At 64.5% G+C, this 23561-nt stretch carries 22 protein-coding genes; 8 read left to right on the top strand and 14 right to left on the bottom strand.

Features of this window, described 5'->3' with window-relative positions; all coding sequences use genetic code 11:
• Window positions 1–320: 320 nt before the first annotated feature.
• The 10 genes from DZC52_RS06475 to DZC52_RS06520 all read right to left on the bottom strand — a co-directional run bounded on the left by DZC52_RS06475 (window position 321) and on the right by DZC52_RS06520 (window position 9259).
• Complete coding sequence (locus DZC52_RS06475; RefSeq protein ID WP_116650316.1) at window positions 321–797, bottom strand: hypothetical protein; 477 nt, start codon at window positions 795–797, stop codon at window positions 321–323.
• An 88-nt stretch (window positions 798–885) separates the two neighbouring features.
• Complete coding sequence (locus DZC52_RS06480) at window positions 886–1098, bottom strand: hypothetical protein (RefSeq protein WP_116650317.1); 213 nt, start codon at window positions 1096–1098, stop codon at window positions 886–888.
• A gap of 124 nt (window positions 1099–1222) precedes the next feature.
• Window positions 1223–3040: an SLC13 family permease gene (locus tag DZC52_RS06485; protein WP_116650318.1), complete on the bottom strand. Its 1818-nt coding sequence runs from the start codon at window positions 3038–3040 to the stop codon at window positions 1223–1225.
• 307 nt (window positions 3041–3347) lie between these two features.
• On the bottom strand, window positions 3348–4496 hold the full coding sequence (locus DZC52_RS06490) for an isovaleryl-CoA dehydrogenase (protein WP_116650319.1): 1149 nt from the start codon (window positions 4494–4496) through the stop codon (window positions 3348–3350).
• Window positions 4497–4618: 122 nt separating this feature from the next.
• Window positions 4619–5725, bottom strand: coding sequence for a Glu/Leu/Phe/Val dehydrogenase dimerization domain-containing protein (locus tag DZC52_RS06495; RefSeq protein ID WP_116650320.1), 1107 nt, complete (start codon window positions 5723–5725; stop codon window positions 4619–4621).
• A 262-nt stretch (window positions 5726–5987) separates the two neighbouring features.
• On the bottom strand, window positions 5988–6557 hold the full coding sequence (locus DZC52_RS06500) for a Tll0287-like domain-containing protein (RefSeq protein ID WP_116650321.1): 570 nt from the start codon (window positions 6555–6557) through the stop codon (window positions 5988–5990).
• Entirely contained in the window at window positions 6557–6760 is a 204-nt protein-coding gene (locus DZC52_RS06505; RefSeq protein WP_116650322.1) for a YgaP family membrane protein, read from the bottom strand. Before DZC52_RS06505 ends, DZC52_RS06500 begins: the two co-directional genes overlap by 1 nt.
• Before the next feature lie 70 nt (window positions 6761–6830).
• Window positions 6831–7178 carry an ArsR/SmtB family transcription factor gene (locus DZC52_RS06510; protein ID WP_116650323.1) on the bottom strand — a complete coding sequence of 116 codons (348 nt, stop codon included), beginning with the start codon at window positions 7176–7178 and terminating at the stop codon, window positions 6831–6833.
• Window positions 7179–7295: 117 nt separating this feature from the next.
• Window positions 7296–8546, bottom strand: coding sequence for an inorganic phosphate transporter (locus DZC52_RS06515; RefSeq protein ID WP_116650324.1), 1251 nt, complete (start codon window positions 8544–8546; stop codon window positions 7296–7298).
• Between the two features lie 32 nt (window positions 8547–8578).
• Window positions 8579–9259 carry a TIGR00153 family protein gene (locus DZC52_RS06520; RefSeq protein WP_116650325.1) on the bottom strand — a complete coding sequence of 227 codons (681 nt, stop codon included), beginning with the start codon at window positions 9257–9259 and terminating at the stop codon, window positions 8579–8581.
• A gap of 188 nt (window positions 9260–9447) precedes the next feature.
• Here DZC52_RS06520 and DZC52_RS06525 point away from each other — a divergent pair, with 188 nt between their 5' ends.
• From DZC52_RS06525 to DZC52_RS06540, 4 genes are all read left to right on the top strand, one after another.
• Complete coding sequence (locus DZC52_RS06525; protein WP_116650326.1) at window positions 9448–10731, top strand: HD-GYP domain-containing protein; 1284 nt, start codon at window positions 9448–9450, stop codon at window positions 10729–10731.
• A gap of 99 nt (window positions 10732–10830) precedes the next feature.
• Window positions 10831–12090, top strand: coding sequence for a cyclic di-GMP phosphodiesterase (locus DZC52_RS06530; protein WP_116650327.1), 1260 nt, complete (start codon window positions 10831–10833; stop codon window positions 12088–12090).
• A 76-nt stretch (window positions 12091–12166) separates the two neighbouring features.
• Window positions 12167–12670: a response regulator gene (locus DZC52_RS06535; protein ID WP_116650328.1), complete on the top strand. Its 504-nt coding sequence runs from the start codon at window positions 12167–12169 to the stop codon at window positions 12668–12670.
• A gap of 96 nt (window positions 12671–12766) precedes the next feature.
• A complete protein-coding gene (locus DZC52_RS06540) occupies window positions 12767–12985 on the top strand; it encodes a hypothetical protein (RefSeq protein ID WP_116650329.1) in 219 nt (72 codons plus the stop codon).
• A 69-nt stretch (window positions 12986–13054) separates the two neighbouring features.
• Here the strand turns inward: DZC52_RS06540 and DZC52_RS06545 are convergent, their stop codons facing one another.
• Window positions 13055–14176, bottom strand: a complete 1122-nt coding sequence (locus tag DZC52_RS06545; RefSeq protein ID WP_116650330.1) for an OprO/OprP family phosphate-selective porin — start codon at window positions 14174–14176, stop codon at window positions 13055–13057.
• 140 nt (window positions 14177–14316) lie between these two features.
• On the opposite strand from DZC52_RS06545, the gene DZC52_RS06550 reads away from it, so the two are divergent.
• A complete protein-coding gene (locus tag DZC52_RS06550) occupies window positions 14317–15696 on the top strand; it encodes a sodium/proline symporter (RefSeq protein WP_116650331.1) in 1380 nt (459 codons plus the stop codon).
• Complete coding sequence (locus DZC52_RS06555; RefSeq protein ID WP_116650332.1) at window positions 15693–15986, top strand: hypothetical protein; 294 nt, start codon at window positions 15693–15695, stop codon at window positions 15984–15986. Before DZC52_RS06550 ends, DZC52_RS06555 begins: the two co-directional genes overlap by 4 nt.
• Here the strand turns inward: DZC52_RS06555 and DZC52_RS06560 are convergent.
• The gene (locus tag DZC52_RS06560) at window positions 15959–16306 is read right to left on the bottom strand and encodes an ArsR/SmtB family transcription factor (RefSeq protein WP_220338286.1); all 348 of its coding nucleotides are present in this window, start codon (window positions 16304–16306) and stop codon (window positions 15959–15961) included. The two genes, DZC52_RS06555 and DZC52_RS06560, sit on opposite strands and share 28 nt — an antisense overlap.
• A 133-nt stretch (window positions 16307–16439) precedes the next feature.
• Here DZC52_RS06560 and DZC52_RS06565 point away from each other — a divergent pair, with 133 nt between their 5' ends.
• Window positions 16440–19892 (top strand): methylmalonyl-CoA mutase family protein, encoded by a 3453-nt coding sequence (locus DZC52_RS06565; protein WP_116650334.1) that lies wholly within the window; start codon window positions 16440–16442, stop codon window positions 19890–19892.
• A 114-nt stretch (window positions 19893–20006) separates the two neighbouring features.
• On the top strand, window positions 20007–21605 hold the full coding sequence (locus DZC52_RS06570) for a peptide MFS transporter (RefSeq protein ID WP_116650335.1): 1599 nt from the start codon (window positions 20007–20009) through the stop codon (window positions 21603–21605).
• A gap of 49 nt (window positions 21606–21654) precedes the next feature.
• Here DZC52_RS06570 and arsS read toward each other — a convergent pair whose 3' ends face one another.
• Entirely contained in the window at window positions 21655–22614 is a 960-nt protein-coding gene (gene arsS, locus DZC52_RS06575) for an arsenosugar biosynthesis radical SAM (seleno)protein ArsS (protein WP_116650336.1), read from the bottom strand.
• Window positions 22607–23422, bottom strand: coding sequence for a sterol desaturase family protein (locus tag DZC52_RS06580; protein ID WP_116650337.1), 816 nt, complete (start codon window positions 23420–23422; stop codon window positions 22607–22609). Before DZC52_RS06580 ends, arsS begins: the two co-directional genes overlap by 8 nt.
• Between the last annotated feature and the right edge of the window lie 139 nt (window positions 23423–23561).

Below are 23561 nucleotides of genomic sequence, written 5' to 3' on the forward strand. Positions count from 1 at the left end.
TCCATCCGCTGGCGCCTTCGGCTGGGAGGTCCCGGCTCGGAGGCCGGGACGACGGGCAGGTGCCCGTCGACTTGATCCGGGGCCTTCCATCGGTTGGCGCCTTCGGTTGGGAGGTCCCGGCTCTCCGCTTCGCTGCGGCCGGGACGACGCTGTGCGTCGGTTCGGGGTTCCGGGGCGTTTGGTGGGGGTTCGGAAAGGGTTGCCGGTAGGCGGAGGGCAGAGGACTGAGGACGGAAGGCGGAAGGCGGAAGGCGGAAGGCGGAAGGCGGAAGGCGAAGGATCGGGGTGGATTGGGCCCGCCGCGTGGGCGGGCCCTGGGGTCAGTCTTCGGTTTCTTCGGCCCGGTCGGCGGGGACGTAGCGGCCGTCGAAGACGGTCTTGAAATCGTCGCCGTCGACGGACTGTTGCCAGTGCTGGCGCACGATGCCGTCTTCCAGGGGAATCCAGCTGATGCGGTCGGTGACTTCGCGGCCTTGCGCGTCGGTGCGCGTGCCCTCGAGCGTCATGCGATCGTCTTCCCAACCGCCCTCGAGGTGGAGCGTGAGGTCGTGGTTGTCGGTCCAGAACTGCCGCCAGTGGCCGCTGGCCGGATCCCAGGTGTTGAGGCTGTGACCGTTGTAGCCGGAGCCGCCCTGCCAGCTTTCCATGAGCGCACAACCGTCGAGAATCGACTCGATGTGATTGTGACCGACGACCCCGCCGTCGGGATTTTCGACGCGCCATTGCCCGACCCAGAAGTCGAACTGCCGGTGCTGCTCCGAGTCGCAGCTTTCGGCCAGCAAGGGGACGGGCAGCATGAAAAGACCCGCCAGCGCGAGGCTGGCGGGCCGCAGGCCGATCCTGCATGCCGCTGGGAGTCGGGATGCGGGGCCGGATTCGCGTCGCCTACTCGCCGGCATTGTCATCCACCTTTGCGCGAGGGGGGTTGATCCAGATGACGTGTGTGCCCCGCTCGCGTGCGGTGGCGTTGACCGCCCCGACGTACTCGGCGTCGTAGGGCGACATGCCGCGGTCGTTTTCGATCGGGGACTTCATGGATGCGCAGCCGCTGACGAGCAGCAGGCCGGCGGTGATGGCAACCAGGCGTTTCGTGTTCATGGTGAGCACCTCCGTAGTGGACGTCCCGGGTTGGCGGGCGAGCGCTTTTGCGCCGCCCTGGCACACAGCGTGCGCCCGCATGCAGGGAATGATCCTTAGGAAGTTATTAGGGCACCGATCCGGGCTACAGCCAGAATCCCCAGATGGCGGTGCAAGTGACCAGCATCAGCAGGGCGTTGAGCGGTGCGCCGACCTTTGCAAAGTCGGTGAAGCGGTACAAGCCGGTGCCGTAGATCATGGTGTTGGTCTGATAGCCGACCGGTGAGAGGAAGCTGGTCGAGGCGGCGAACATCACCACGAGCACGAAGGGGAATATCGCCATGTCGAGCAGGTTGGCGATGGAGATGGCCACCGGCACCAGGATGACGACCGAGGCGTTGTTGCTGACCATCTCGGTGAGCAAGGTGGTGATCAGGTACAGCGCCATCAGGATCAGCAGCGGGTGCCAGTCCCCGGCGGTTGCCACGAGCAGGCCGCCCATCCAGTCGGCCGCGCCTGACTTGGTCATGGCGATTCCGAGCGGAATGACGCCGGCGAGCAGGAAGATGACGTTCCAGGCCACGCCGGAGTAGAGGTCCTCGCGCGTGAGGCAGCCGCAGAAGACCATGGCGACCACGCCCATCAGCGCGGTGATGACGATGGGCAGCGGCGTAAGCGTTGCACCTGCAACCACGCCGGCAACGATCAGGCCCGCCGCCCACATGCGCCGCCGATCGAAATCGTCTTCGAAGCTGTCGAGCACGACGACGTCGGGATGCCGCCGCAGCTTCTCCAGAGATGTGGCCGACAACTGCACGAGGACGATCTCGCCGACGCCCAACGGTTCATCCGCCAGGCGCCTGGCGCGCACCCGGTCGACCTCGAGGCCGACCAGCCGCGCCTGGTAGCGCTGCCAGAAGTCCACGCGCTTGCCGGTATTGCCCTTGAAGATGCGGTCGTTTCGCAGCAGCAGGCGCGCCAGGTGGCCGTCGGAACGCACCCGCCGCGGCGGGCCGAACTCCGAGAGGACTTCCAGGTCGTCGGATTTGATCAGGTCGGCGATCTGGCGGCGGGTGGCGCGCAGGTGGAGCACGTCGTCGACCTTCAAGCGCGTCGTTTCCGCGCGCTTGACGCGCGAGTCGTCGCCGCGCACCAGCCTGAGCACTTCGGCGCCGGAGCGCTCCGCGAAGCCGGCCTCGCTGACGCTCTTTCCGACCAGCCCGCCGCGCGGCTTCACGCTGACTTCGAGGATGAAGCGTTCGGCTTCTTCGTCCTGAAGCTTGATCCGGTCTCGTTCGGGCATCAGCCATCGCCCGAAGAGCAGGAAGTAGGCCAGGCCGGTGGCGAGCACGATGGCGCCCACGCCGGTGAACTCGAACATGCCGATTTCGCGGCCGAATTCGGGTGATTCGGCGAGAAGCGTCGAGGCAAGCAGGTTGGTGGAGGTGCCGATCAGCGTCAGCGTGCCGCCCATCATCGCAAAGAAGCTCAGCGGCAGCAGCATGCGCGAAGCCTGCGAGCCGGAGCTCCTGGCCATGTCGAGAATCAGGGGGATGGCGACGGCTACCGCGGCGGTGTTGTTGATCAGCCCGGACACCGGTCCGACCAGCAGGGCGATGATGGCCAACTGCCGCCATTCCGGGCCGTCCATCCAGGGCGCGAGCAGCTTGCCCAGCTTGTGGATCAGTCCGGAGCGCTGGATTCCTGCCGAAAGGATGAACATCGCCAGCACCGTGACCGTCGCCGTCGATGACAGACCCGACAGGCCCTCGCTGACGGTGGGAAATGCGGATTTCAGGTCGACGCCCCGATCGACCAGCCACTGCGAATGGAAAAGCAGCGGAATGGCGGTCACGGTGATCAGGATCATGAAGGCCGTGACGTCGAGCGGAAACTTCTCGCTCGCGAACAGGTAGAGCGCGAGGCCGATGATGAGCAGGACCAGGCCGATTTCGACGGTCATTCAGGATCCAGTTGGGGCGATGAAAACCAAAACCTTTTTAACGCAAAGACGCGAAGACGCAAAGATCCCGAAGGAAGAAAAAGCAAAGAGCGAAACCACCGAATACACTGAAAACACCGAACAGAATGCCATCCAGAAGAAGGGTTTCTTGTGGCCTTGGTCCCAGGCATTGCGTCGAAATTGCTCTTGGCAATTCAGTCGCAGGCCATTCGGTGTCTTCAGTGGTTACTTTGTTGTTCTCTCGCTCTTTTCCTTTGCGTCTTCGCGTCTTTGCGTTTTAAAGATTTTATCGGGCCTGAAACTCTGGTCAGGTGCGCCCGGCGGCGAGTTCGCGGCCGATGAGCATGCGGCGGATCTCGTTGGTGCCGGCGCCGATGTCGTAGAGCTTTGCGTCGCGCAGCAGGCGGCCGGTGGGGTATTCGTTGATGTAGCCGTTGCCGCCCAGGGCCTGGATGGCCTCCAGCGCGACGTTGACGGCGCTGGTCGAGCAGTGCAGCAGGCAGGCGGCCGCGTCGATGCGCGAGCGTTCGCCGGCGTCGTAGTCGGCGGCGACCTGGTAGGCGAAGCCCCTGGAGGACTGCAGGGCGGCGTACATGTCGCCGACCTTGGCCTGCATCAGACCGAAGTCCGAGAGCGTGCGGCCGAACTGCTTGCGTTCGCGAACATAGGGCAGCACGTTGTCCATGGCCGCCTGCATGATGCCGATCGGGCCGCCGGAGAGCACCAGGCGTTCGGAGTTGAGCCCGGACATCAGGATCTTGACGCCCTCGTTGACTTCGCCGAGGACGTTCTCTTCGGGAATCTCGCAGTCTTCGAAGACGAGTTCACAGGTGTTGGAGCCGCGCATGCCCAGCTTGTCGAGCTTCTGTGCCTTGCGGAAGCCGGCGAAGTCCTTCTCGACCAGGAAGGCGGTCATGCACTTGCTGCCGGCATCCTGGCCGGCGGTGCGCATGTAAACCAGCGCGACGTCGCATTCGGGGCCGTTGGTGATCCACATCTTGGAGCCGTTGGCGACCCAGACGTCGCCTTGTCTTTCGGCGCGGCAGCTCATCGAGCCGACCACGTCGGAGCCGGCACCCGGCTCGGACATGGCGAGTGCACCAACCCACTCACCGGAGACGAGTTTCGGCACGTACTTCTCGCGCTGGGCATCCGTGCCGTTGCGGCACAGGTTGTCGAGGCACAGGTTGGAGTGCGCGCCGTAGGACAGGCCGATCGAGGCCGAGGCGCGCGAAATCTCTTCCATCGCCACCAGGTGCGCGAGGTAGCCCATGTCCGATCCGCCGTACTGCTCGGGGATGGTGATCCCGAGCAGCCCCATCTCGCCGAGTTCCTTCCAGAGCTCCTGGGGGAACTCGTTGGAGCGGTCGATTTCCTCGGCGCGCGGGGCGATCGATTCCTCGGCGAAGCGGCGCACCGATTCGCGGAGCATTTCGATGTCTTCGGATAGCTTCATGGCGGTTCTCGGCCGGAGTGGCTTTACAGGTTGGAAAAGTTTTCAGGGTTCAGGTTTCAGGTTTCAGGAAGAACAACGGCGCCCCTGAAACCTGAAACCTTCAACCTGAAACCTATCAGCCCTTAGTGATTGTTTCCGCGCTCGCGGCCCGGGAATCGGTGCGAGCGGCCCATGAAGGGCAGCTTGAGCTTGCCGACCATGGCGATGCGCTCGGCCGCCATGCGATCGGCCGCCTTCCAGGTCGGGATGCCGTCGCGCTGGGCGATCTGGAAGATCTTCGAGACGTTGTAGTAGATCGCGCGGGTCATGCGCTTGGCGCGTTCGCGGTTGTAGCCTTCGAACTCGATGGAGACGTTCATCAGGCCGCCGGCGTTGACCGCGTAGTCGGGGGCGTAGATGATGCCGCGGCGCTCGAGTTCGTCGCCGCACTCGTCGGTGGCGAGCTGGTTGTTGGCCGCGCCGCAGACGATCTTGAACTTGAAGCGCGGGATGGTCTGCTCGTTGACGGTCGCGCCCAGCGCGGTCGGCGAGTAGACATCGGCGTCGACGTCGTAGATGTCTTCGGTGCCGACGGCTTCGCAGCCCATGTCGACCGCGGCCTGCACCGCTTCCTCGTTGATGTCGGTGACGAAGACCTTGGCGTCTTCCTTGCGCAGCAGCTTGATCAGTTCCATGCCGACGTGGCCGGCGCCCTGAACGGCGTAGCTGTACTTGCCGATCTCTTCATCGCCGAACTGGCGCTGAAGGCTGGCGCGGATGCCCTGGAGCGTGCCGAAGGCGGTGAAGGGCGAGGGATCACCCGAACCGCCGTGGACCTGGTGCACACCGACGGCGTTGTCGGTTTCCTGGAAGACGTATTCCATGTCGTTGACGTCGATGCCGACGTCTTCGGCGGTGATGTAGCGGCCATGCAGCGAGTCGATGAAGCGGCCCATGGCGCGGAACAGCGCCTCGGACTTGTCCTTGCGCGGGTCGCCGATGATGACGGACTTGCCCCCGCCCAGGTTCAGGCCGGCAACCGCCGCCTTGTAGGTCATGCCGCGCGACAGGCGCAGTACGTCGTCGAGGGCATCCTGCTCGGTGGCGTAGGGCCACATGCGCATGCCACCCAGGGCCGGTCCGAGCGTGGTGTTGTGAATGGCGATGATGGCCTTGAGCCCGGCATCCTTGTGGTGACAGAAGATGACCTGCTCGTGCTCGGTCGTGTGGATGGTTTCAAACAGATTCATTGACAGTCCTCCAGGGCCCGCGCCGGTGCGGTCGCAGGCATTTGCGCCGATCCCCCGTCGAATCGGCCGGGTTTGACTCGTTGATTGACACGCCCGGTGATGACTTTTCAGGAAGATCCGGGCATCGAGTGCCCGCCCGGCCGACGGACGGCGGCGAGCGAGGCAGCCGCCTATTTTAGCCCGAACGGGAAGGGCGTGCCAGTTTGTCCGCGAGGGATCGCCGAGAAGCGATCCCGGCGAAAGGGGGCAGGTGCAGGGCGGTTCAGTCGGCCTGGAGGTCCACTTCGACGCTGAACGCGCCTCGCAGCTCTCCGACCGAGAATCCGCGAGCCTGATCCCGGGGGTAGGCCGCGTCGATGGCCTCCGCGACTTCGGGCGGGATATCGGTGCCGTGGCAGACGGTGCACAGGCCCTGGGTCGGGATGGCCTTCATCCAGTGGCCGTAGCGGCGTTCGCCGTCGTTGCGAATGACGAAGGCCTCGATGTCGCCCGGGTTTTCGCCGCCGGCCAGCCGGCGCTCGAAATCCTCGAGGATGCGGGTTTCCAGGGCGTCGGGGGCATTGTCGGGGTTGCGCACTTTCAGCGAGGTGCGACCGACGTCGATGCGCGATCCCGACACGTCCGATGCAATCTCGGGCGCCCGGATCCTGCAAACCTCGATTCCGGCCACGGGGCCGCCCTCGGCAATCGCCGACTTCAGGGCCTGCTGCAGCTGGCTGCCGAGAGCGCCGGCCCCGGCTCGGGCTTGATCCACCCAGGCTGGTGCCGGTTCCTCGGCGGAAGCGGTCGAAGCGCCCAGGGCCGTGACCAGTGCCAGGGCAAGCCTGCGCATCAGTTGAAGGCCCGTCCGGGCTGCTTGCCCATGGCCTTGAGGATTCTGGCCAGGGGGCAGAAGCCGGTGAAAGCGGCCTGGAGCATGTTGAGGCCGACGAAGGTGGTCAGCAGCAGCCAGTAGACGCTGTGGAGCTGCGACAGCGCCAGGCTGAGGAGAATCATGAAGCCTGCAAAAGCGAAAACCAGTCTGTCGATATTCATGGTCCTGCCCATTGAATGTGAGGGTATCCTCAATATAAGAAAGGGCTAATATTAAGTCAAGCCCCTTCGGTCATGAACAGGTCGGTGGTTCTTCAGGGCTGCAGAACCGGCGGTGGAGTGGCGTGATCAACTCCAGGACCATCGGATCGGCAATGCGGTAGTAGATGGTCTGGGACTGGCGGCGGGTGGCCACGAGTTGTTCTTCGCGCAACCGGGCCAGATGCTGGGAGAGTGCCGACTGGCTCATGGGAATACGTTCGTTAAGCTCGCCCACGGAGTGTTCGCCTTCCACCAGCGAACAAAGAAGCATCAAGCGCGTGGGGTTGGCCAGTGCCCTGAGCAATGTTGCGGCCTGGCGCGCCTGGTCGCTGTCCAGGTCGGCGAGGTCGGGAGGGACTCCTTGGTACGTTTCGGACATGCGTTTGGACCCGATCCGCGCCGGGGGTGACTCGAGTCGTGTACCCGGCGCGGCATGCAAATAAGACACATCTAATATAAGGCTGCGCCTTGCGCGGGTCAAGCGACAGGCTGAATGTCAGCCGGCCACGCTTCGAAGCAGAAGGAAGAAAAGCACCGAAAGCAGGGCGCCCGCCGGAATGGTGATTACCCAGGACATGAAAATGGAGCCCACGGTCTGGAGGTTGATCGCGGCGATGCCCCTGGCCAGCCCGACGCCCAGGATCGCGCCGACGACCGTGTGGGTCGTGGAAATCGGCAGGCCCGTACCCGAGGCCATCACGATGGTGGCCGCCGCGGCCAGTCCGGCGGCGAAGCCGCGGCTGGGCGTCAGTGCCGTGATGTTGGAGCCGACTGTGGCGATCACCTTGTGACCGTATGTCGCAAGCCCGATCACGATGCCGGTGCCGCCGAGAACCAGGATCCAGACCGGCACGATGGCCTGTTGCTCGACGTTGCCGTTGCTGGCGACGCTGACCACGGCGGCGACGGGGCCGATGGCGTTGGCCACGTCGTTGGAACCGTGGGCAAATGCCATCGCACAGGCGGTCACGACCATCAAGACACCGAAGATGCGTTCGACGGTGTAGTAATGAAAGTCGGTGTCCTGCAGGTCGGTGTCCGGAATACGCATGATGAACACGGTTCCGATGGCGGCGATGACTGCACCGATGGCGACAGCCAGGGCGTAGGAGTGAATCGGATCGAGGTCGATGCCGATGTGCTTGAGCCCCTTGAACACGGTCACCAGGGTCATGAAGAACCCGGCGAGGAATATGTAACCCGGGACGTAGCGCCGCGCTGCCTTGAGCGGGTCGGAGCGCTCCAGCACGAGACGCTGCACGCTGGTGAACAGGAGCCAGGCGATGAATCCGGCCATCAGCGGACTGACCACCCAGCTCATCACGATCTGCCCGACCTGGTCCCAGTGCACGGCGTTCGTTCCGATGCCGATGGCGGCAAAGCCGACCACGGCGCCGATGATGGTGTGGGTCGTGGAGACCGGCCAGCCGCGCGCAGAGGCGACGAGGAGCCAGGTGCCGGCAGCGAGCAGCGACGCAAGCATGCCGTAGACGAGAAGCTCGGGCTGACCCTGCATCAGCGAGGCATCGACGATGCCCTTGCGGATCGTGCTGGTAACGCCGCCGCCGGCGAGGACGGCGCCGCCGAACTCGAATATCCCGGCGATCAGGATCGCTTGCTTGATGGTGATCGCCCGCGAACCGACCGAGGGCGCCATGGCATTGGCCACGTCGTTTGCGCCGATGCCCCAGGCCATGAACAGGCCGAAGAACGCCGCCAGGATGATGTAGAAAATCGCCTGTTCCATGCAGAAAGGCCCTTCGGGTTTCGGGTTGGGTGCTAGCGAGCGATCATCAGGTGCAGCCGGCTGCCGACGCGCTGGGCCAGGTCACCCAGGTCGCCGGTCCAGTCGATGATCTTGTAGAGGAACATCACGTCGATGGGCGGAAGGTCCTTTTCGATCTCGAACAGCTTTGCCCGGAACTCGACCTGGAGCGTGTCGCTGTCGTTCTCGATTTCGTCGAGCTTCTTGATCATGCCCATCACCAGATCGATCTCGCTGCCGCTGAAACTGGTCTCGAACAGCTCGTCGAGTTCATTGACCGTCTTGTGGGCCTGGCCCACGGCGTCGAGGCACCGGTCGACGAAGCTGAGGTAAAGATCCTGAAGCGCATTCGGGATCACCATGCGCCGACCCAGCATCAACCCGGAGATATCGCGCGCCTTGTTGGCGATGCGATCCTGAACAGACAACATCTCGAGAACGTCGGTGCGCGCAACCGGCATGAACAGGCTACGCGGCAGGTTCAGGCGCAGCTCGCGCTTGAGGTCGTCGGCCTCGTGTTCGAGATTGACGATGGATTTGCGTATTTCGGCCGCGGTTTCCCAGTCGCCGGTCTGCGCCGCTCGCACGAAATCGGGGAGCCTGCCGGCGCAGGCCGCCGCCTTCTCGAAGTGCTCCTGCAAGGGGCGGACGGGCGACTGGCCGAAAACGCGGGAGATATAACCGGTTGGATTCATGAGGTTTTTCGTTCCTGGCGCCGGATCCCGGCCTGTAACGGGTGCGAATTGTAACAGCTATGTTACGGATTCATGACGGGCGGGAAGTCGGCACAGACTGGCGGGGTGTCGGTACGGATGTGCCGTTATGTGACCGGTGTCTCAGGGGTTTGCTGGCATAATGCGGTCAGTACCAGGTGTTTCCGTCGATGGCACAGGAAAAGGGACAAACCGACTCGATCTGGACGCGCGAGATGATCGTCCACCCTTCCGACCTGGAAGTGGGCAACTTCGTCGTGCGCCTGGACATTCCCTGGATCGACACGCCCTTCCCGCTGCAGGGCGTGTTGATCGATTCGGAAAGCACCAAGGAATGGTTCGAGGACCACTGCGAGTGGGTGGTCATCGATTTCGAACGCAGCGATACCCCGCCGCCGCGACCGCGCGTGAACCGACCGCGGGAATCGGGAAAAACCGAAGAACCGTTCAGGCCTTCCACCGATCTCCGTCACCCGATCAACGCCTTGCGGGGCGACCGCATCGACAAGGACAGCGTCGGCGTGGCGCTCCGGGCCTATAACCTGCTCGACGGGCAGGCCCGACAGCTGATTCGCGGCTTTGCGCAGAAGGGTACCGTCGAGGTCAAGACGGCCGAGAGGGTGGTCGCCGAGTTGGCGGGGTATCTTCAGCAGAACCTGGCGGCCATGGTCTGGCTGACTCGGATCAAGGAGCGAGACGACTACACGGCGCAGCACTCGATCAATTCCGCCATCCTGGCGCTTGGCCTGGCCCATGCGCTCGAGTGGTCGCCGGACCAGATCGAACGCGCGGGCCTGGCCGCACTGCTGCACGACGTCGGCAACGTCGAAATCGATACCTCGATTCTCAACAAGCCGGATCTTCTCAACGAAGAGGAATACCGGCACGTCAAGACGCATACCGTCAAGGGCTATGAACTGCTGTCCAAGCGCGACGAAGTCGACGAGGTGGTTGCCCTGGCCGCGCTCGAGCATCACGAGCGCACTGACGGCAAGGGGTACCCCTACGGCAAGCAGGCCGCCGACATCAATCCGGTTTCGAGGTTGATTTCCATCGTCGACGTCTATGACGCCGTGACCTCCCAGAGGAGTTATCGGCCGGCGCGGTCGCACCACGACGCCCTGGGCGTCCTCTGGCGGGGGCGCTCGCACAAGTTCGACCGCAACATGGTCGAGACCTTCATTCATTTCCTGGGCTGGGTGGCGCCGGGAACGCTGGTCCGCTTGTCCAACGGCGAGCTGGCCATCGTCGAAGAAACCAATATCGTCCACGGTTTCTATCCCGTGGTGCGCAAGCTCGTGCAGGGGGCGGCGGGTTATCGCCCCGGCGAACGTGTGGACCTGGCGGAGTTGCGTGACGACGACGGCAATCCGCTCATCCACATCGAAGAAGTGCTTCCGGACGGCGTGCCGGGCATCAACGTCAAGGCGATGCTGGTCTCGGTCCTCGACTGAGGGTCGCCGGCGAGGCCCCGCCCGTTCTGGACAACCGCCATGCCGCGGAACTATAGTGGTTTTTCGGTGGGGCCAATCGCTTAACCAAGGGGAAATCATATGCCCGAGCGCCAGAGCGGGTGGGCTTTCGAAAGCCGGATCGATCCGTCCGATCTGCAGCTCGGACACTTCGTCACGCGCCTGGATATCCCCTGGTCCGAAACCCGATTTCCGCTCCAGGGCGTACTCGTCGACACACCCCGCAAGAGGCGCTGGATGCAGGAGCATTGCGCCTGGGTCGTGATCTGCCAGGAGCGCAGCGCCAACAAGTGGCTCCCGTCGCGCAGAACGGCGGTCGCGCCGACTACCCAGGAGGCCGCGTCATCGCCCGCCCCGCGCATGGGGGGCTGGCTCTCCCTGGGTGGTGAAGTCAATCCCGAGACGCTCGAGAGGGCACTGGAAATCTACGGTTCCCTCGATCGGAGGGTGCACGACCTGGCCGAGCAGTTCCGGGTGGGCAAGGGCATCGACGTCGGCTCGGCCCGGAGCGTGGTTTCCGAACTGGCCGGCGTGCTCGAGCAGCACGCTGCCGCGCTGGTCTGGCTGACGCGCATCAAGGAGCGCGACGACTATACCGCCCAGCACTGCATCAATGCCTCCATTCTCTCGATCGGGCTGGCTCATGCGCTGGACTGGGACGAACGAAAGATCGAATACGCCGGACTGGCGGGCTTGCTGCACGACCTCGGCAAGCTCCGGATCGACTCCGCCATCCTCAACAAGCCGGGGCCGTTGACAGCGGAGGAGTACGAAATCATCAAGACCCACACCACGATCGGGCACGAACTGCTGGTGGAGGAGGGCGGCCTGCCCGACCCGGTCACGGCGGCCGTGCTGCACCACCATGAACGTCCGGACGGTCGGGGCTACCCGCACGGCCTGGCGCGCGGCGTCATTCCCCCTCTGGCCAGGCTGGTCGGGATTGTTGACGCCTATGACGCGATCACTTCGCAGCGGGTCTACGATCCGGCCCGGTCGCATCACGACGCGCTGGGCATTCTCTGGAAGCAGCGCAACCGGCAGTTCGACGGCCCCATGGTCGAGGCCTTTACCCAGTATCTCGGCTGGGTGACGCCGGGTACGCTGGTGCGGCTGACCAGCGGCCAGCTCGCCCTGGTCCTGCAGGCGCGGGAGGGCCGCGGCCTGCTTCCCATGGTGCGTTTGCTCGAACCCGGGAGCAGCGGTTACGAACTTGGCGGCACGCTGGACCTGTCCAGCCAGCGCCCGGAGTCCGGCGATGCCCCGGTCAGGGTTGCCGAAGTTCTGCCCGACGGCAGCGAAGACGTGGATATGCGCTTGCTCTCGGAGGTCTTCGACTAGCACCGGCCCCGGGCCGGGATTGGAACGAGTCGCCGGAATAGGGAATAATCGGCGGATTACATCAGAGGGAGTCCGGATGAGTCAGTTGGACCGATTTCGACGGTTGCTGGGAATGCGCCAGCCCGACGATCGACGTCAGCGCCGCCGCCTGCACGCCCGTCGCGGCTTGCGGGTTCTGATCGTGGACGATTCCCGCACGATCGTCGCCGCGCTCAGCCACATGCTCGGGCAGAACGGTTACGAGACGAGCAGTGCCGAGGACGCCGAAAGCGCGCTGGAAGTGGTCAGCGATGACCCGCCCGACCTGATCTTTCTGGATATCGTCCTGCCCGGGATGAGCGGTTTCACCGCCCTGCGCAAGCTACGCCGCAATCCAGCGACCCAGTCCATTCCCGTGATCATGATCAGCGGCAACCCGCAGGCGGTCGAGGAGTTCTACCTCAAGAAGATCGGCGCTGACGGTTTCATGAAGAAGCCCTTCGGGCGCTACGAGGTCTTTTCGCGCATCGAGCGGCTGGTCAGCGACGGCGAGTTGCCGGCACGAGGGCAGCGAGAGAGCGAATCTGTCGACGACGACTGACTCGCGCGGTGCGTCTTCGGAGATTGATCACTGTCAAGACGTTCTGCTTTCGGTGGTTTCACACTGGCATCTGTACCACGAAGAACGGAGCTTTCCATGGAACGTCAGAAATTGCTCGACCGCCGCGATGAACTGCGCGAGCGCCTCGCCGCCATCCGACGCGATCTGGGTGGCGGGCTCGATCGCGATCTCGAGGAACAGGCGCAGCAGCTGGAAAACCAGGAGACCCTGATGGAAATCGCGCGCGTCGCCGAGGCCGAACTTGCCGACCTCGAGCGAAAGCTGGCCGAGGGCGGCGAAGAAGGCAATTCCTGACGCGCCGCCCGACCGGGCGGCGCAGGGGAACGGCAACCGCCGGCAGGGAGGCCGGCAGGTTGCGTTGTCCTACCAGAAGAACTGTGCGCGCAGTTCCAGGATGTCGGGCTCGTCGGTCAGCCCGGCGCGGCGGCTTTCGGCGCGAACCCAGTTGGCCGCCAGTTTCCAGTTGGAGCGCCAGTAGTAGTTGACGCCCGCCGTCACGGCGCGCATGGTGCCCCCGGCAATTCCCACGTCGTCGAAGTCGGCGCGGTCGTAGCGCAGGCCGGCCTGCCACATGCCGCTCGCCGGTTGCTCCGGGCCCGGCGTGCGGATCACCCCCGAGCGGTAATTCCAGGTTTCGCCGGTGATGTTCCACATTGCCGAGAGGTACCAGGCGTCGCCGCTGAAGTCGTCCCTCGGACCGTCTCGCTGCACCGTGGAAGTGAGGTATTCGCCCTGCACCTTGAAGGGACCGCTGGCCCAGATCCCTTCCACGCCGTAGGTCTGCTGGTCGTCGGCGGCGTCGATCGCACCCGTGTCGATCGGCCGCACATCGGCCAGGTCGGCGTTGGGCCGCAGGCGCAGCCGGATCGAATCGCCCGGCAGGTCCGATGTGACCGCGGACAGGCCGAGGTGCACGAAGCGGCCTTCTTCCATGAGCGGCGCGAAGGTCACGCGCGCGGCCGCACCCGATCCGGCGTCGCTGCCGGCGGTGAGCTCACCGTCGAACAGGCTGGCCGTCACGGTCCAGTTGTCGTCTCCGAGCATGGCGCTGCCGCCGAGCCTGCGCGAGACCGCGAAAGCGTTGGTCGCCATGGCTTTGGCGATGAAGTCGTTGTTCTTGGTGCTGGAGAGTTCTTCGAGGCTGTTGGGCTGCTTGAACTGTCCCAGCGTGATCTTCGTGCCGGCGGCGCTGAAGGCGATGTTGTTGTCCAGGTATTTCTCGCCGGCCGTGTCGTAGCCGATTTTCCAGGAGAACCGGTCGCTATCGCCGCTCAGGTTGAGCTCGGCGCGCCGGAGATCCTCGTCGTTGCTGTAGTCGATCCGATCGTCGTCGAAGTGGTTGTAGTCGAACTGGACCAGGCCGCTGAAGCCGATGTCGAAGCCTGCTACCGAGTCGATCTCGATTTCGGCCTGAACGGTCGTGACTGCGGCCGCGGCAATCAGACCGGCACCAGCCAGGGAAACGACTCGCTGCGTCTTGATCATTTTGAAAGTCCTGTGACTTCGGGGTTACAAAGACGCGACGATGGTATGACGCCAATGTGTCAGCAATATTACAGCGTGGGCGCGGGGCGGGCCACCGGCGTCTGCTACATTGGCGGAGTTTTCTTTTAGGAGAATGACACATGGTGGCCGCCACCCTGATCGTCTACCTGGTGTTGCTGCTCGCCATCGGCGTGTGGGCGCAGAAGCGGGTCGGCGACACAGCCGATTTCCATCTCGCCGGGCGCCGCATGGGCCCCGTCGTGGCTTCGCTGAGTGCGTCGGCCAGTTCCTCTTCGGCCTGGACCCTGCTTGGCGTCAGCGGCGCAGCGTACGCCTGGGGCCTGCAGGCGCTGTGGCTGATTCCGGCCATCTGGTCCGGGTTCTTCATCAACTGGGTCTTCATCGCGCCGAGGCTGCAACCGGCCAGCCACGACAACGGCGCGCTGACCCTGGTGGAGTTTCTCGGCCACGGGGCTGATCCGGCCAACGAGAGACGGATCCGCTCCTTCGGCGCGGCCATCATCCTGTTCTGCTTCACTTTCTACGTGGCCTCGCAGTTCCAGGCGGCGGGAACGGCGATCAGCACGGCGCTGACCGTGGACACCACGGTGGCGATCTTCAGCGGCGCGGCCATCGTCATCGCCTACGTGTTCCTGGGCGGCTTCTGGGCGGCCAGCGTCACCGATGCCCTGCAGGGCCTGATGATGCTCTTCGTGGCGATCATCCTGCCCGTCGTGGCCCTGGTCGCCGCGGGCGGTCCGGGCGGAGTGTATTCGGGCCTGCAGGCACTCGGGGATCCCTCGCTCACCCGCCTGGTCGACCAGCCGGGTCTTTTGCTTTCGATGGTCTTCGTCGCCGGACTGTTCGGGATCGGTCTCGGCTACCCCGGCCAGCCCCACGTGGTCAACCGCTTCATGGCGCTGCGCTCGAAGTCCGAAATCCGCTTCGCGCGCTCGATCGCCCTGGCCTGGGCGGCCGTGATCTACGTCGGCATGGTGATCCTGGGCTGGGCCGGTCGGGTATTGATGCCCGAACTGGCCGACGGCGAGTCGGTGCTGCTCGAGTTGGCCGTGGACCTGCTGCCGGCGATTCTCGGTGGGCTGGTGGCCGGCGGTGTCCTGGCCGCGATCATGTCCACGTCCGACAGTCAGCTGCTCGTCGCCGGGTCGGCGGTCAGCCACGACCTCCGGCGCGGTCGGGTGTCACTGGCGGTCGATCGCATCGTGATCGTACTGCTCGGGCTGGCCGCCGTGGCGCTGGCGCTTTGGTTTCCCGCCTCGATCTTCGATCGCGTGCTGTTCGCCTGGCAGGCGCTGGGCAATGCCTTCGGGCCGCTCCTGGTGGTCATGCTCTTCTCGGGCGGCGTTCGCCCCGGCTACCGGCTGGCGGCCATGCTGGTCGGTTTTGCGTTGACGGTGGCGATCAGTTTCTTTCCCCAGGCCCCCGGCAATGCGGTCGAGCGCCTGCTGCCGCTGTTCATTGCGCTGGCCATCGCGTTGGCCGGCAGGCAGCGAAGATGAGCGTCTGGCTGAACTGGATCCTGCTGCTGGTCTTCGCCGTCCACCTGGCGGCTTTTGCCGTTCTGGGGCTGCGCCGGCGCCAGCTCTACTACCTGGCGCTGGTGGTCACATTCGGGCTGCTGACCGCATCATTCGCCCTGCGGCTCTGGGGCGGTGGTCCCGTGCTGGCGGAGCGGGCGCTGTACGAGTGGTTGCGCTACGGCGCCTGGGCGGCGGCCGTGACTTCAGTCAGCTGGACGGTGCTTCGCGCGCGCCGCCGGATTCAGGCCGGGCGGCAGAACTGCTCGTAGAGCGTACCCATCAGCGCCCGGACTTCCTCGCTGGCCAGCGAGTAGTAGATCGCCTGCTGCTCGCGCCGGGTCCTGACCAGGCCGGCATTGCGCAACACCGCCAGGTGCTGTGACAACGCGGACTGACTCAGCGGTAGGTGCTGGTTGAGCTCGCTGACCGACAGCTCGGTATCGAGCAGGTGGCACAGGATCATCAGCCGGTGCGGGTTCGCCATGAGCTTGAGAAAGCCTGCGGCGTTCTCCGCGTGCTGTTCCATCTCCTGCGGGGAGGGCATTTCCAGGCGCGTGGAAGCCGGAATGGTAGAGGTAGCAGTAGCCATAGCGGGTAATTATTGCCCAACTTCGGGCCGTTTCGCAAAGGTTTGTTTTGGCGGCAGCCCGGGAGCCGCTTTTGGCCCGTTGAGGCCGGGCAGGCTACAATGGCAAGTTTCCGTTAAATCCCGATTTCACGCCATGAGCCAGACTGCCGAAACGCTTTCGAGTACGCCCAGCACCGAATCCGATCTGCCGTTGCGGGTGGTGACGGCCGCCAGCCTGTTCGACGGGCACGACGCCGCCATCAACCTGATGCGGCGGCTGATCCAGGCCGAGGGTTGTGAAGTGATTCACCTGGGCCACAATCGCGCCGTTGCGGAGATCGTGCGTTCCGCGATCTGCGAGGACGCAGACGCCATCGCAGTCAGTTCCTACCAGGGCGGCCACATGGAGTACTTCAAGTACATGGTCGACATGCTCGAGGAGCTGGGCGCCGGTCACATCAAGGTTTTCGGCGGCGGGGGCGGCACGATCACGCCCGGCGAGATCCGCGAACTGCAGGAATACGGCGTGACCCGCATTTATCACCCCGCCGACGGGATGAAGATGGGGCTCAAGGAGATGATCGGGGACCTGGTCGAGCGGACTCGCCAGGCCCGCGCGGAGCGGGATTCCCGAACCGGGGACCAGGGCTCGGAGGATGACCAGGCGCTGGCCTCGCGGCTTTCTTCCATCGAGAACGGTTCGATTTCAGAGCACGAGCTCGCGCAACTGCGCAAGTCGGCCGAAGCGGACAACGGTGTGCCGGTGGTCGGTCTCACGGGCACGGGGGGTGCCGGCAAGTCGTCGGTGACCGACGAGCTGCTCAACCGCTTTCTGCAGTTCTTCCCCGCGATGCGCATCGCCGTGCTCGCCGTCGACCCGACGCGCCGCCGCACCGGCGGGGCGCTGCTGGGCGATCGCATTCGCATGAACTCGCTGCGATCGGACCGGGTGTTCATGCGCTCGATGGCCACCAGGCGTCAGCACCTGGCGACCTCCGAAGTAGTGGCCGATTCGCTGGCGTTGCTGCGCACCTCCGGCTTCGACCTGGTGATCCTGGAGACCGCCGGCATCGGCCAGTCGGACTCCGAGGTGGTCGACCTGGTCGATTTCCCCGCTTACGTGATGACTTCCGACTACGGTGCGGCCAGCCAGCTCGAGAAGATCGACATGCTCGACTTCGCCGAACTGGTCGTGCTCAACAAGTTCGACCGGCAGGGCTCGCAGGACGCGCTCAGGGACGTGCGCAAGCAGTGGAAGCGCAACCGCCTCGCTTTCGACCTGGCCGACGAGGATGTGCCGGTGTATCCCACGATCGCCAGCCAGTTCAACGATCCGGGCGTGACCTGGATGTTCGCCAACCTGTGTCGATTGTTGCGCGAGCGGGAGGTCGATGGCGAGAAGAAGGACTGGGGCACGGAGCGTTGCGACTACGAGCCGGCGGTCGATCTCGACGACCACGAACCGAAGCCGTCCGTGCTCATTCCGGGCAGGCGCGTGCGCTACCTGGCAGAGATTGCCGAGCAGGGTCGCACGCTCAATGAACGCATTCTGGACTGGGCGGAAGAGGCGCGGCGGGCGCAGCACTACTTCGAGGTGCTGCGCGAGCTCGAGGTCGATGAGCTGCCTGAACCCCTGCAGCCGTTCGAAGCGCAGCCTTCGGACGGTACGGTGAAGACCCTGCTGGAGCGCTACAACGAAGCGCTCAAGGCCATTCCGGAGGAAGGTCGCGACCTCTTGATCTCCTGGCCCGAGCTGAAAGCATCGGTGGAAGCCGACGAATTCAGCTACGAGGTGCGCGGCAAGACCATCAGTGGTTCGAACTATCGCGAGTCGCTTTCCAGGCTCCGGATTCCCAAGATTGCGCCGCCGCAGACGCGCGACTGGGGCGACCAGCTGGTGTTCCTGATGAAGGAGCACCTGCCCGGGCATTATCCCTACACCGGCGGCGTCTACCCCTACCGCCGGACCAACGAGGACCCGATCCGCATGTTCGCCGGGGAGGGGACGCCGGAGCGAACCAACCGGCGCTTCCATTACCTTTCGGAAGGCCAGCCGGTGAGCCGTCTTTCGACGGCCTTCGACTCGGTCACGCTCTACGGCGAGGATCCCGCCGAGCGACCCGACATCTACGGCAAGGTGGGCAACTCGGGCGTCTCCATTGCCACGCTGGACGACATGAAGAAGCTCTACTCGGGCTTCGACCTGGCCGACCCGACGACTTCCGTGTCGATGACCATCAACGGTCCGGCACCGATGATCATGGCGATGTTCATGAACACCGCCGTCGACCAGCAGGTCGAGAGGCACCTGAAGGAATCGGGCCAGTGGGAAGCGGCGCAGAAGAAGCGCGCCGAGCTGCTCGGCGACGACGTGCCCGAGTACAAGGGCGAGCTCCCGCAATCCAATGATGAACTCGGTCTGGGCATGCTGGGTGTCACCGGCGACCAGCTCGTCGACGCCGAAACCTACGAGAAGATCAAGGCCGACACGCTCAAGGTCGTTCGCGGCACAGTGCAGGCGGACATCCTCAAGGAAGACCAGGCCCAGAACACCTGCATTTTCTCCACCGAGTTCGCCCTGCACATGATGGGCGATATCCAGCAGTACTTCATCGACAAGGGCGTTCGGAATTTCTATTCGGTGTCGATTTCGGGTTATCACATCGCCGAGGCCGGCGCGAACCCGATCAGCCAGCTCGCCTTCACGCTGTCGAACGGTTTCACGATCGTCGAGTACTACCTGGCGCGCGGCATGGATATCAACGATTTCGCGCCCAACCTGAGCTTTTTCTTCTCCAACGGCATGGATCCCGAGTACTCGGTGATCGGCCGTGTGGCGCGCCGCATCTGGGCGCGCGCGATGCGCGAGCGCTACGGCGCCAACAAGCGCTCGCAGATGCTCAAGTACCACATCCAGACTTCGGGCCGCTCGCTGCACGCCCAGGAGATCCAGTTCAACGACATCCGGACCACGCTGCAGGCGCTCTACGCGATCTTCGACAACTGCAACAGCCTGCACACCAACGCCTACGACGAGGCGATCACCACGCCCACGGAGGAGTCGGTTCGCCGCGCGGTGGCCATCCAGATGATCATCAACAAGGAGCTGGGGCTGAACTACAACGAGAACCCCTTCCAGGGCAGCTTCATCATCGACCAGCTCACCGACCTGGTCGAGGAGGCCGTCTACAGCGAGTTCGAGCGCATCTCCGAGCGCGGCGGCGTGCTCGGCGCGATGGACACGATGTACCAGCGCGGCAAGATCCAGGAAGAGTCGCTTTACTACGAGCACAAGAAGCACGACGGGTCGCTGCCGCTGGTCGGCGTCAATACCTTCCTGCCGCCCGAGGGCGGGGAACAGGAAGGCGGTGAGATCGAGCTGGCGCGATCCACGAGCGAGGAAAAGCAGCAGCAGGTCAAGAACGTGCAGGCCTTCAACCGGCGCTACGAGGCGAGCGCGAGCGAAGCGCTCAAGCGCCTGCAGGCCGTTGCCCGAGCGCGCGGCAACACCTTCGAGGCGCTCATGGAGGCGGTCAAGACCTGCTCGCTCGGCCAGATATCGCACGCCCTCTACGAGGTCGGCGGCGAGTACCGCCGCAACATGTGAAGCCTTTGCTGGCGCCCGCGCGATGCGGGTGCCGCCTTGATTCCCCGGGGCATTTCTGGTCAACTCCCCGGGTCGACTCGAACCATGACTAGAACCATAAAGAGGATCTGATTCATGTCCCAATCAAACGAGGGGAGCCCGGCAATCCCGGGTCAGCGCCAGTTCTTCGGCCATCCGGCCGGCCTGGGCACGCTGTTCTTTACCGAGCTGTGGGAGCGCTTCAGCTACTACGGCATGCGCGCCCTGCTGGTCCTGTTCATGACCGCGGCCGTGGTCGAGGGCGGTATGGGCTTCGACGACCCGACGGCCAACGCGATTTACGGCCTCTACACCGCCGGCGTCTACCTGGCGGCATTGCCGGGCGGCTGGCTGGCCGACCGCATCTTCGGCCAGCAGAATGCCATCTGGTACGGCGGCATCATCATCGCTGCAGGGCATATCGTTCTTTCACTGCCCGGTTTCGGCCTGGTGCCCGAGGCCTACGGCTTCTTCCTGGGCCTGATCCTGATCGTGGTCGGCACCGGCCTGCTCAAGCCCAACATTTCCAGCTGTGTCGGTGAGCTTTACCCGGAAGGCGGCTCGCGCCGCGACGCCGGCTACGTCATCTACTACATGGGTATCAACGTCGGCGCCGCGCTCGGTCCGTTCATCTGCGGGCTGCTGCGCGTGAACATGGGTTGGCACTGGGGCTTCGCCGCCGCGGCTGTGGGCATGATCGCCGGCCTGATCGTCTATCGCTTGACCCAGCGCCACCTGGGCGAGTTCGGCAAGGAGCCGCATCCCACGCCGCCCGAAAAGCAGGGGCAGACCAAGGCGATGGCCTGGGGCATCTATGCGCTTACGGCCGGACTGTTCTTGTTCGCATTGCTGGCCCTGCAAGGCGTTGTGGTCATGGACGCCCGCCAGATGGCCGAGTACAGCGTCTACGTGATCGTTGGCGTGGCCGTGCTGTTCTTCGCCCGCGTGCTGCTCGACAGCAAGCTCACGAAGATCGAGCGCAACCGCACCGTCGTGCTGGTCGCACTGTTCATCGGCGCCGCACTGTTCTGGTCGGGCTTTGAGCAGGCTGGCTCCTCGCTCAACCTGTTCGCCGAGCGCTACACCGCGCGCGAACTGCTGGGAATCGTGATCCCGGCCGAGGCCTTCCAGTCGCTCAACCCGGTCTACATCCTGATCTTCGCGCCGTTCTTCTCGGCGCTGTGGATCAACCTGGGACGGCGCAATCTCGATCCGTCGATTCCGATGAAGTTCGCGCTGGGTTTCGCCCAGCTCGGTATCGGCTTCGGCTTCATGTGGATCGCCGCCTCCCTGATCCAGGACGGCGACCAGGTACTGCCGACCTGGCTGCTGCTGACTTACCTGTTCCACACCACCGGTGAGCTGTGCGTCAGCCCGATCGGCCTGTCGGCCACCTCCAAGCTGGCGCCGCGCAGCTACTACAGCCAGATGATGGGCATGTGGTTCTTCGGTGCGGCCCTGGGCAACCTGCTGGCCGGCCTGCTCGCCGGCGAGTTCAGCGGCGACCAGGTCGAGCAGTTCCCCGAACTGTATCGCCAGATCGTGATCTTCTGCGGTGTCGTGACCGTCGGCTTCCTGGTGGCCACGCCCTTCCTCAAGAAGATGGCCGCGCTCGATACGCCGACCGACGACCTGGTCCGCGAGGACGAGCCGGGCGCCTACGAAGGCGGTGGGCCGAAGCAGCCTCGGGATTGATCCGGGATGGTTTAAGGACGGAGAGCGGGCGCCACTGGCGCCCGTTTTTTTATGCCAATGCGCCGCCGCAGCTCGACCCCTGGCCGGCGGTGCAGCCGTAGCAGTGGTCTGCGACGCCGATGCGGCGGGGTAGTTCGCCGCATTCGAGCAGGTCGTCGAGGTGGGTGGCTTCTTCCTTGCCTTCCAGGGGCAGGCCCAGCATCTGGTTGAAGTCGCAGTCGTAGACGTATCCCCGATAGTCCACGCTGAGCAGGCTGCGGCACATCACGGCCTTGAGGTTTTCCGCCTTGTAGGCGTTCTTGAGCAGGGTCATGTAGTCGCCGAATTCGCCCTTGCTGAGCAGGATGGCGCCGAAGCGTTTGATCGGCATGTTGGTCAGGGTGAAGAGGTTGTTGAACTCGATGCCGAATTCGTCGGCCAGCAGGCGCTTGTAGTCGCCTTCCAGGGCTTCCTGGGGCGGGGGCAGCGAGGCCCCGAGGGGGTTGTAGACCAGGTTCATGACCTTGCCCGAACCTTCGCGGCCGTAGCCGAGTTCGTTGAGCTGCTGCAGCGCGGTGATGGAGGATTCGAACACGCCGTTGCCGCGCTGGGCGTCGACGTTGTCCTTCGAGTAGCAGGGAAGGGAGGCGACGACCTCGATGTCGTGCTCGGCCAGGAAGGGGCCGACCCATTCGTAGCCCGGCTCGTTCATGATGGTGGGGTTGAGCCGGTCCATGACGTGCATGCCGCGGCGCTTCGCCTCCTCGACCAGCCAGCGGAACTCGGGATTCATCTCGGGTGAGCCGCCGGTGAGGTCGAGCGTTCCGGCACCGAAGCGTTCTGCGACGGCCAGGGCCGATGCCATCGTGGCGCGGTCCATCAGTTCGGTGCGCTTCGGCCCGGCGTTGACGTGGCAGTGGATGCAGCTGAGGTTGCACAGGTAGCCGAGATTCATCTGCAGGGTGTCCAGCCGGTCGCGGGCGATGGCCGGGAAGTCGGTCTTGACGAGTAGCGGCCAGGCGTCACGCATCTTGTTTCTCCTCGATTCTGTCCTTGCGGATGTTCGGGCGGAACGGGTTGATCAGCAACTGCAGCAGGGACTGCTCGCGCCTGGAGCGAAAGCGGTCGAGCCCGATCGGCATGCTGCGCTCGTCCTGGCGCGGTGCGGGCGTATAGCTGCCGAAGACCCGATCCCAGATCGACAGGTGGAAGCCGTAGTTGCTGTCGGTTTCCGGGCGCCAAGTGGAATGATGGATTCGGTGCATCGACGGGGTGACGATCAGCCAGCGCAGCCGCCGGTCCAGTGCCGCGGGAAAGCGGAAATCGGCGTGGGTGAACAGCGAGCCGGCCGACAGCAGGATTTCGAAGACCAGTACCGCCACCGGGTGCGGTCCCAGCAGGAAGACCAGGCCGAGCTTGATGCCCATCGACAGCGTGGTTTCGAAGGGATGAAAGCGCACGCCGGTGGTCACGTCGAAGGCGGTGTCGGCGTGGTGGACGCGGTGCATGCGCCACAGCAGGGGAATGGTGTGCAACAGGCGGTGCTGCCAGTAGATCGCCACATCGAAGATCAGGACCGCCACGATGATCTCGAGCCAGGCCGGCCAGGCCAGCCAGCCGAACAGCCCGCCGCCTTGAATCTGCATCGCGAATGCCACGGCCAGGACCGGAAAGGCCAGCCGCAGGATCAGCGTGTCGAGCACCACCAGGGCGGCGTTGGTCAGCTGCCTTAGCGACCAGCCGCCGTCGCCGCGGGCGGGCCACAAGCGCTGGACGATCAGCAGGACGGCCAGGGTGCCCAGGAAGATCGTTACGCGGATGAGGGGTTCGTTTGGCACGGGGGTTCAGGTTTCAGGTTTCAGGTTTCAGGTTTCAGGTTTCAGGTTTCAGGTTTCGGGTTTCGGGTTTCGGGTTTCGGGTTTCGGGTTTCAGGTCCGCACTTGTCGCCCCGGACTTGATCCGGGGCCTCCCCCGAGT

Source organism: Wenzhouxiangella sediminis, from assembly GCF_003410055.1.
In the GTDB taxonomy this organism is placed as follows: domain Bacteria; phylum Pseudomonadota; class Gammaproteobacteria; order Xanthomonadales; family Wenzhouxiangellaceae; genus Wenzhouxiangella; species Wenzhouxiangella sediminis.

Coding starts and splice junctions, on each gene's coding strand:
- DZC52_RS06570 (WP_116650335.1), top strand. CDS start 20,007: ATGTCCCAATCAAACGAGGGGAGCCCGGCAATCCCGGGTCAGCGCCAG.
- DZC52_RS06520 (WP_116650325.1), bottom strand. CDS start 9,259: ATGAATCCAACCGGTTATATCTCCCGCGTTTTCGGCCAGTCGCCCGTC.
- DZC52_RS06535 (WP_116650328.1), top strand. CDS start 12,167: ATGAGTCAGTTGGACCGATTTCGACGGTTGCTGGGAATGCGCCAGCCC.
- DZC52_RS06475 (WP_116650316.1), bottom strand. CDS start 797: ATGCTGCCCGTCCCCTTGCTGGCCGAAAGCTGCGACTCGGAGCAGCAC.
- DZC52_RS06485 (WP_116650318.1), bottom strand. CDS start 3,040: ATGACCGTCGAAATCGGCCTGGTCCTGCTCATCATCGGCCTCGCGCTC.
- DZC52_RS06500 (WP_116650321.1), bottom strand. CDS start 6,557: ATGCGCAGGCTTGCCCTGGCACTGGTCACGGCCCTGGGCGCTTCGACC.
- DZC52_RS06565 (WP_116650334.1), top strand. CDS start 16,440: ATGAGCCAGACTGCCGAAACGCTTTCGAGTACGCCCAGCACCGAATCC.
- DZC52_RS06495 (WP_116650320.1), bottom strand. CDS start 5,725: ATGAATCTGTTTGAAACCATCCACACGACCGAGCACGAGCAGGTCATC.
- DZC52_RS06560 (WP_220338286.1), bottom strand. CDS start 16,306: ATGGCTACTGCTACCTCTACCATTCCGGCTTCCACGCGCCTGGAAATG.
- DZC52_RS06525 (WP_116650326.1), top strand. CDS start 9,448: ATGGCACAGGAAAAGGGACAAACCGACTCGATCTGGACGCGCGAGATG.
- arsS (WP_116650336.1), bottom strand. CDS start 22,614: ATGCGTGACGCCTGGCCGCTACTCGTCAAGACCGACTTCCCGGCCATC.
- DZC52_RS06550 (WP_116650331.1), top strand. CDS start 14,317: ATGGTGGCCGCCACCCTGATCGTCTACCTGGTGTTGCTGCTCGCCATC.
- DZC52_RS06545 (WP_116650330.1), bottom strand. CDS start 14,176: ATGATCAAGACGCAGCGAGTCGTTTCCCTGGCTGGTGCCGGTCTGATT.
- DZC52_RS06510 (WP_116650323.1), bottom strand. CDS start 7,178: ATGTCCGAAACGTACCAAGGAGTCCCTCCCGACCTCGCCGACCTGGAC.
- DZC52_RS06555 (WP_116650332.1), top strand. CDS start 15,693: ATGAGCGTCTGGCTGAACTGGATCCTGCTGCTGGTCTTCGCCGTCCAC.
- DZC52_RS06530 (WP_116650327.1), top strand. CDS start 10,831: ATGCCCGAGCGCCAGAGCGGGTGGGCTTTCGAAAGCCGGATCGATCCG.
- DZC52_RS06490 (WP_116650319.1), bottom strand. CDS start 4,496: ATGAAGCTATCCGAAGACATCGAAATGCTCCGCGAATCGGTGCGCCGC.
- DZC52_RS06505 (WP_116650322.1), bottom strand. CDS start 6,760: ATGAATATCGACAGACTGGTTTTCGCTTTTGCAGGCTTCATGATTCTC.
- DZC52_RS06480 (WP_116650317.1), bottom strand. CDS start 1,098: ATGAACACGAAACGCCTGGTTGCCATCACCGCCGGCCTGCTGCTCGTC.
- DZC52_RS06515 (WP_116650324.1), bottom strand. CDS start 8,546: ATGGAACAGGCGATTTTCTACATCATCCTGGCGGCGTTCTTCGGCCTG.
- DZC52_RS06540 (WP_116650329.1), top strand. CDS start 12,767: ATGGAACGTCAGAAATTGCTCGACCGCCGCGATGAACTGCGCGAGCGC.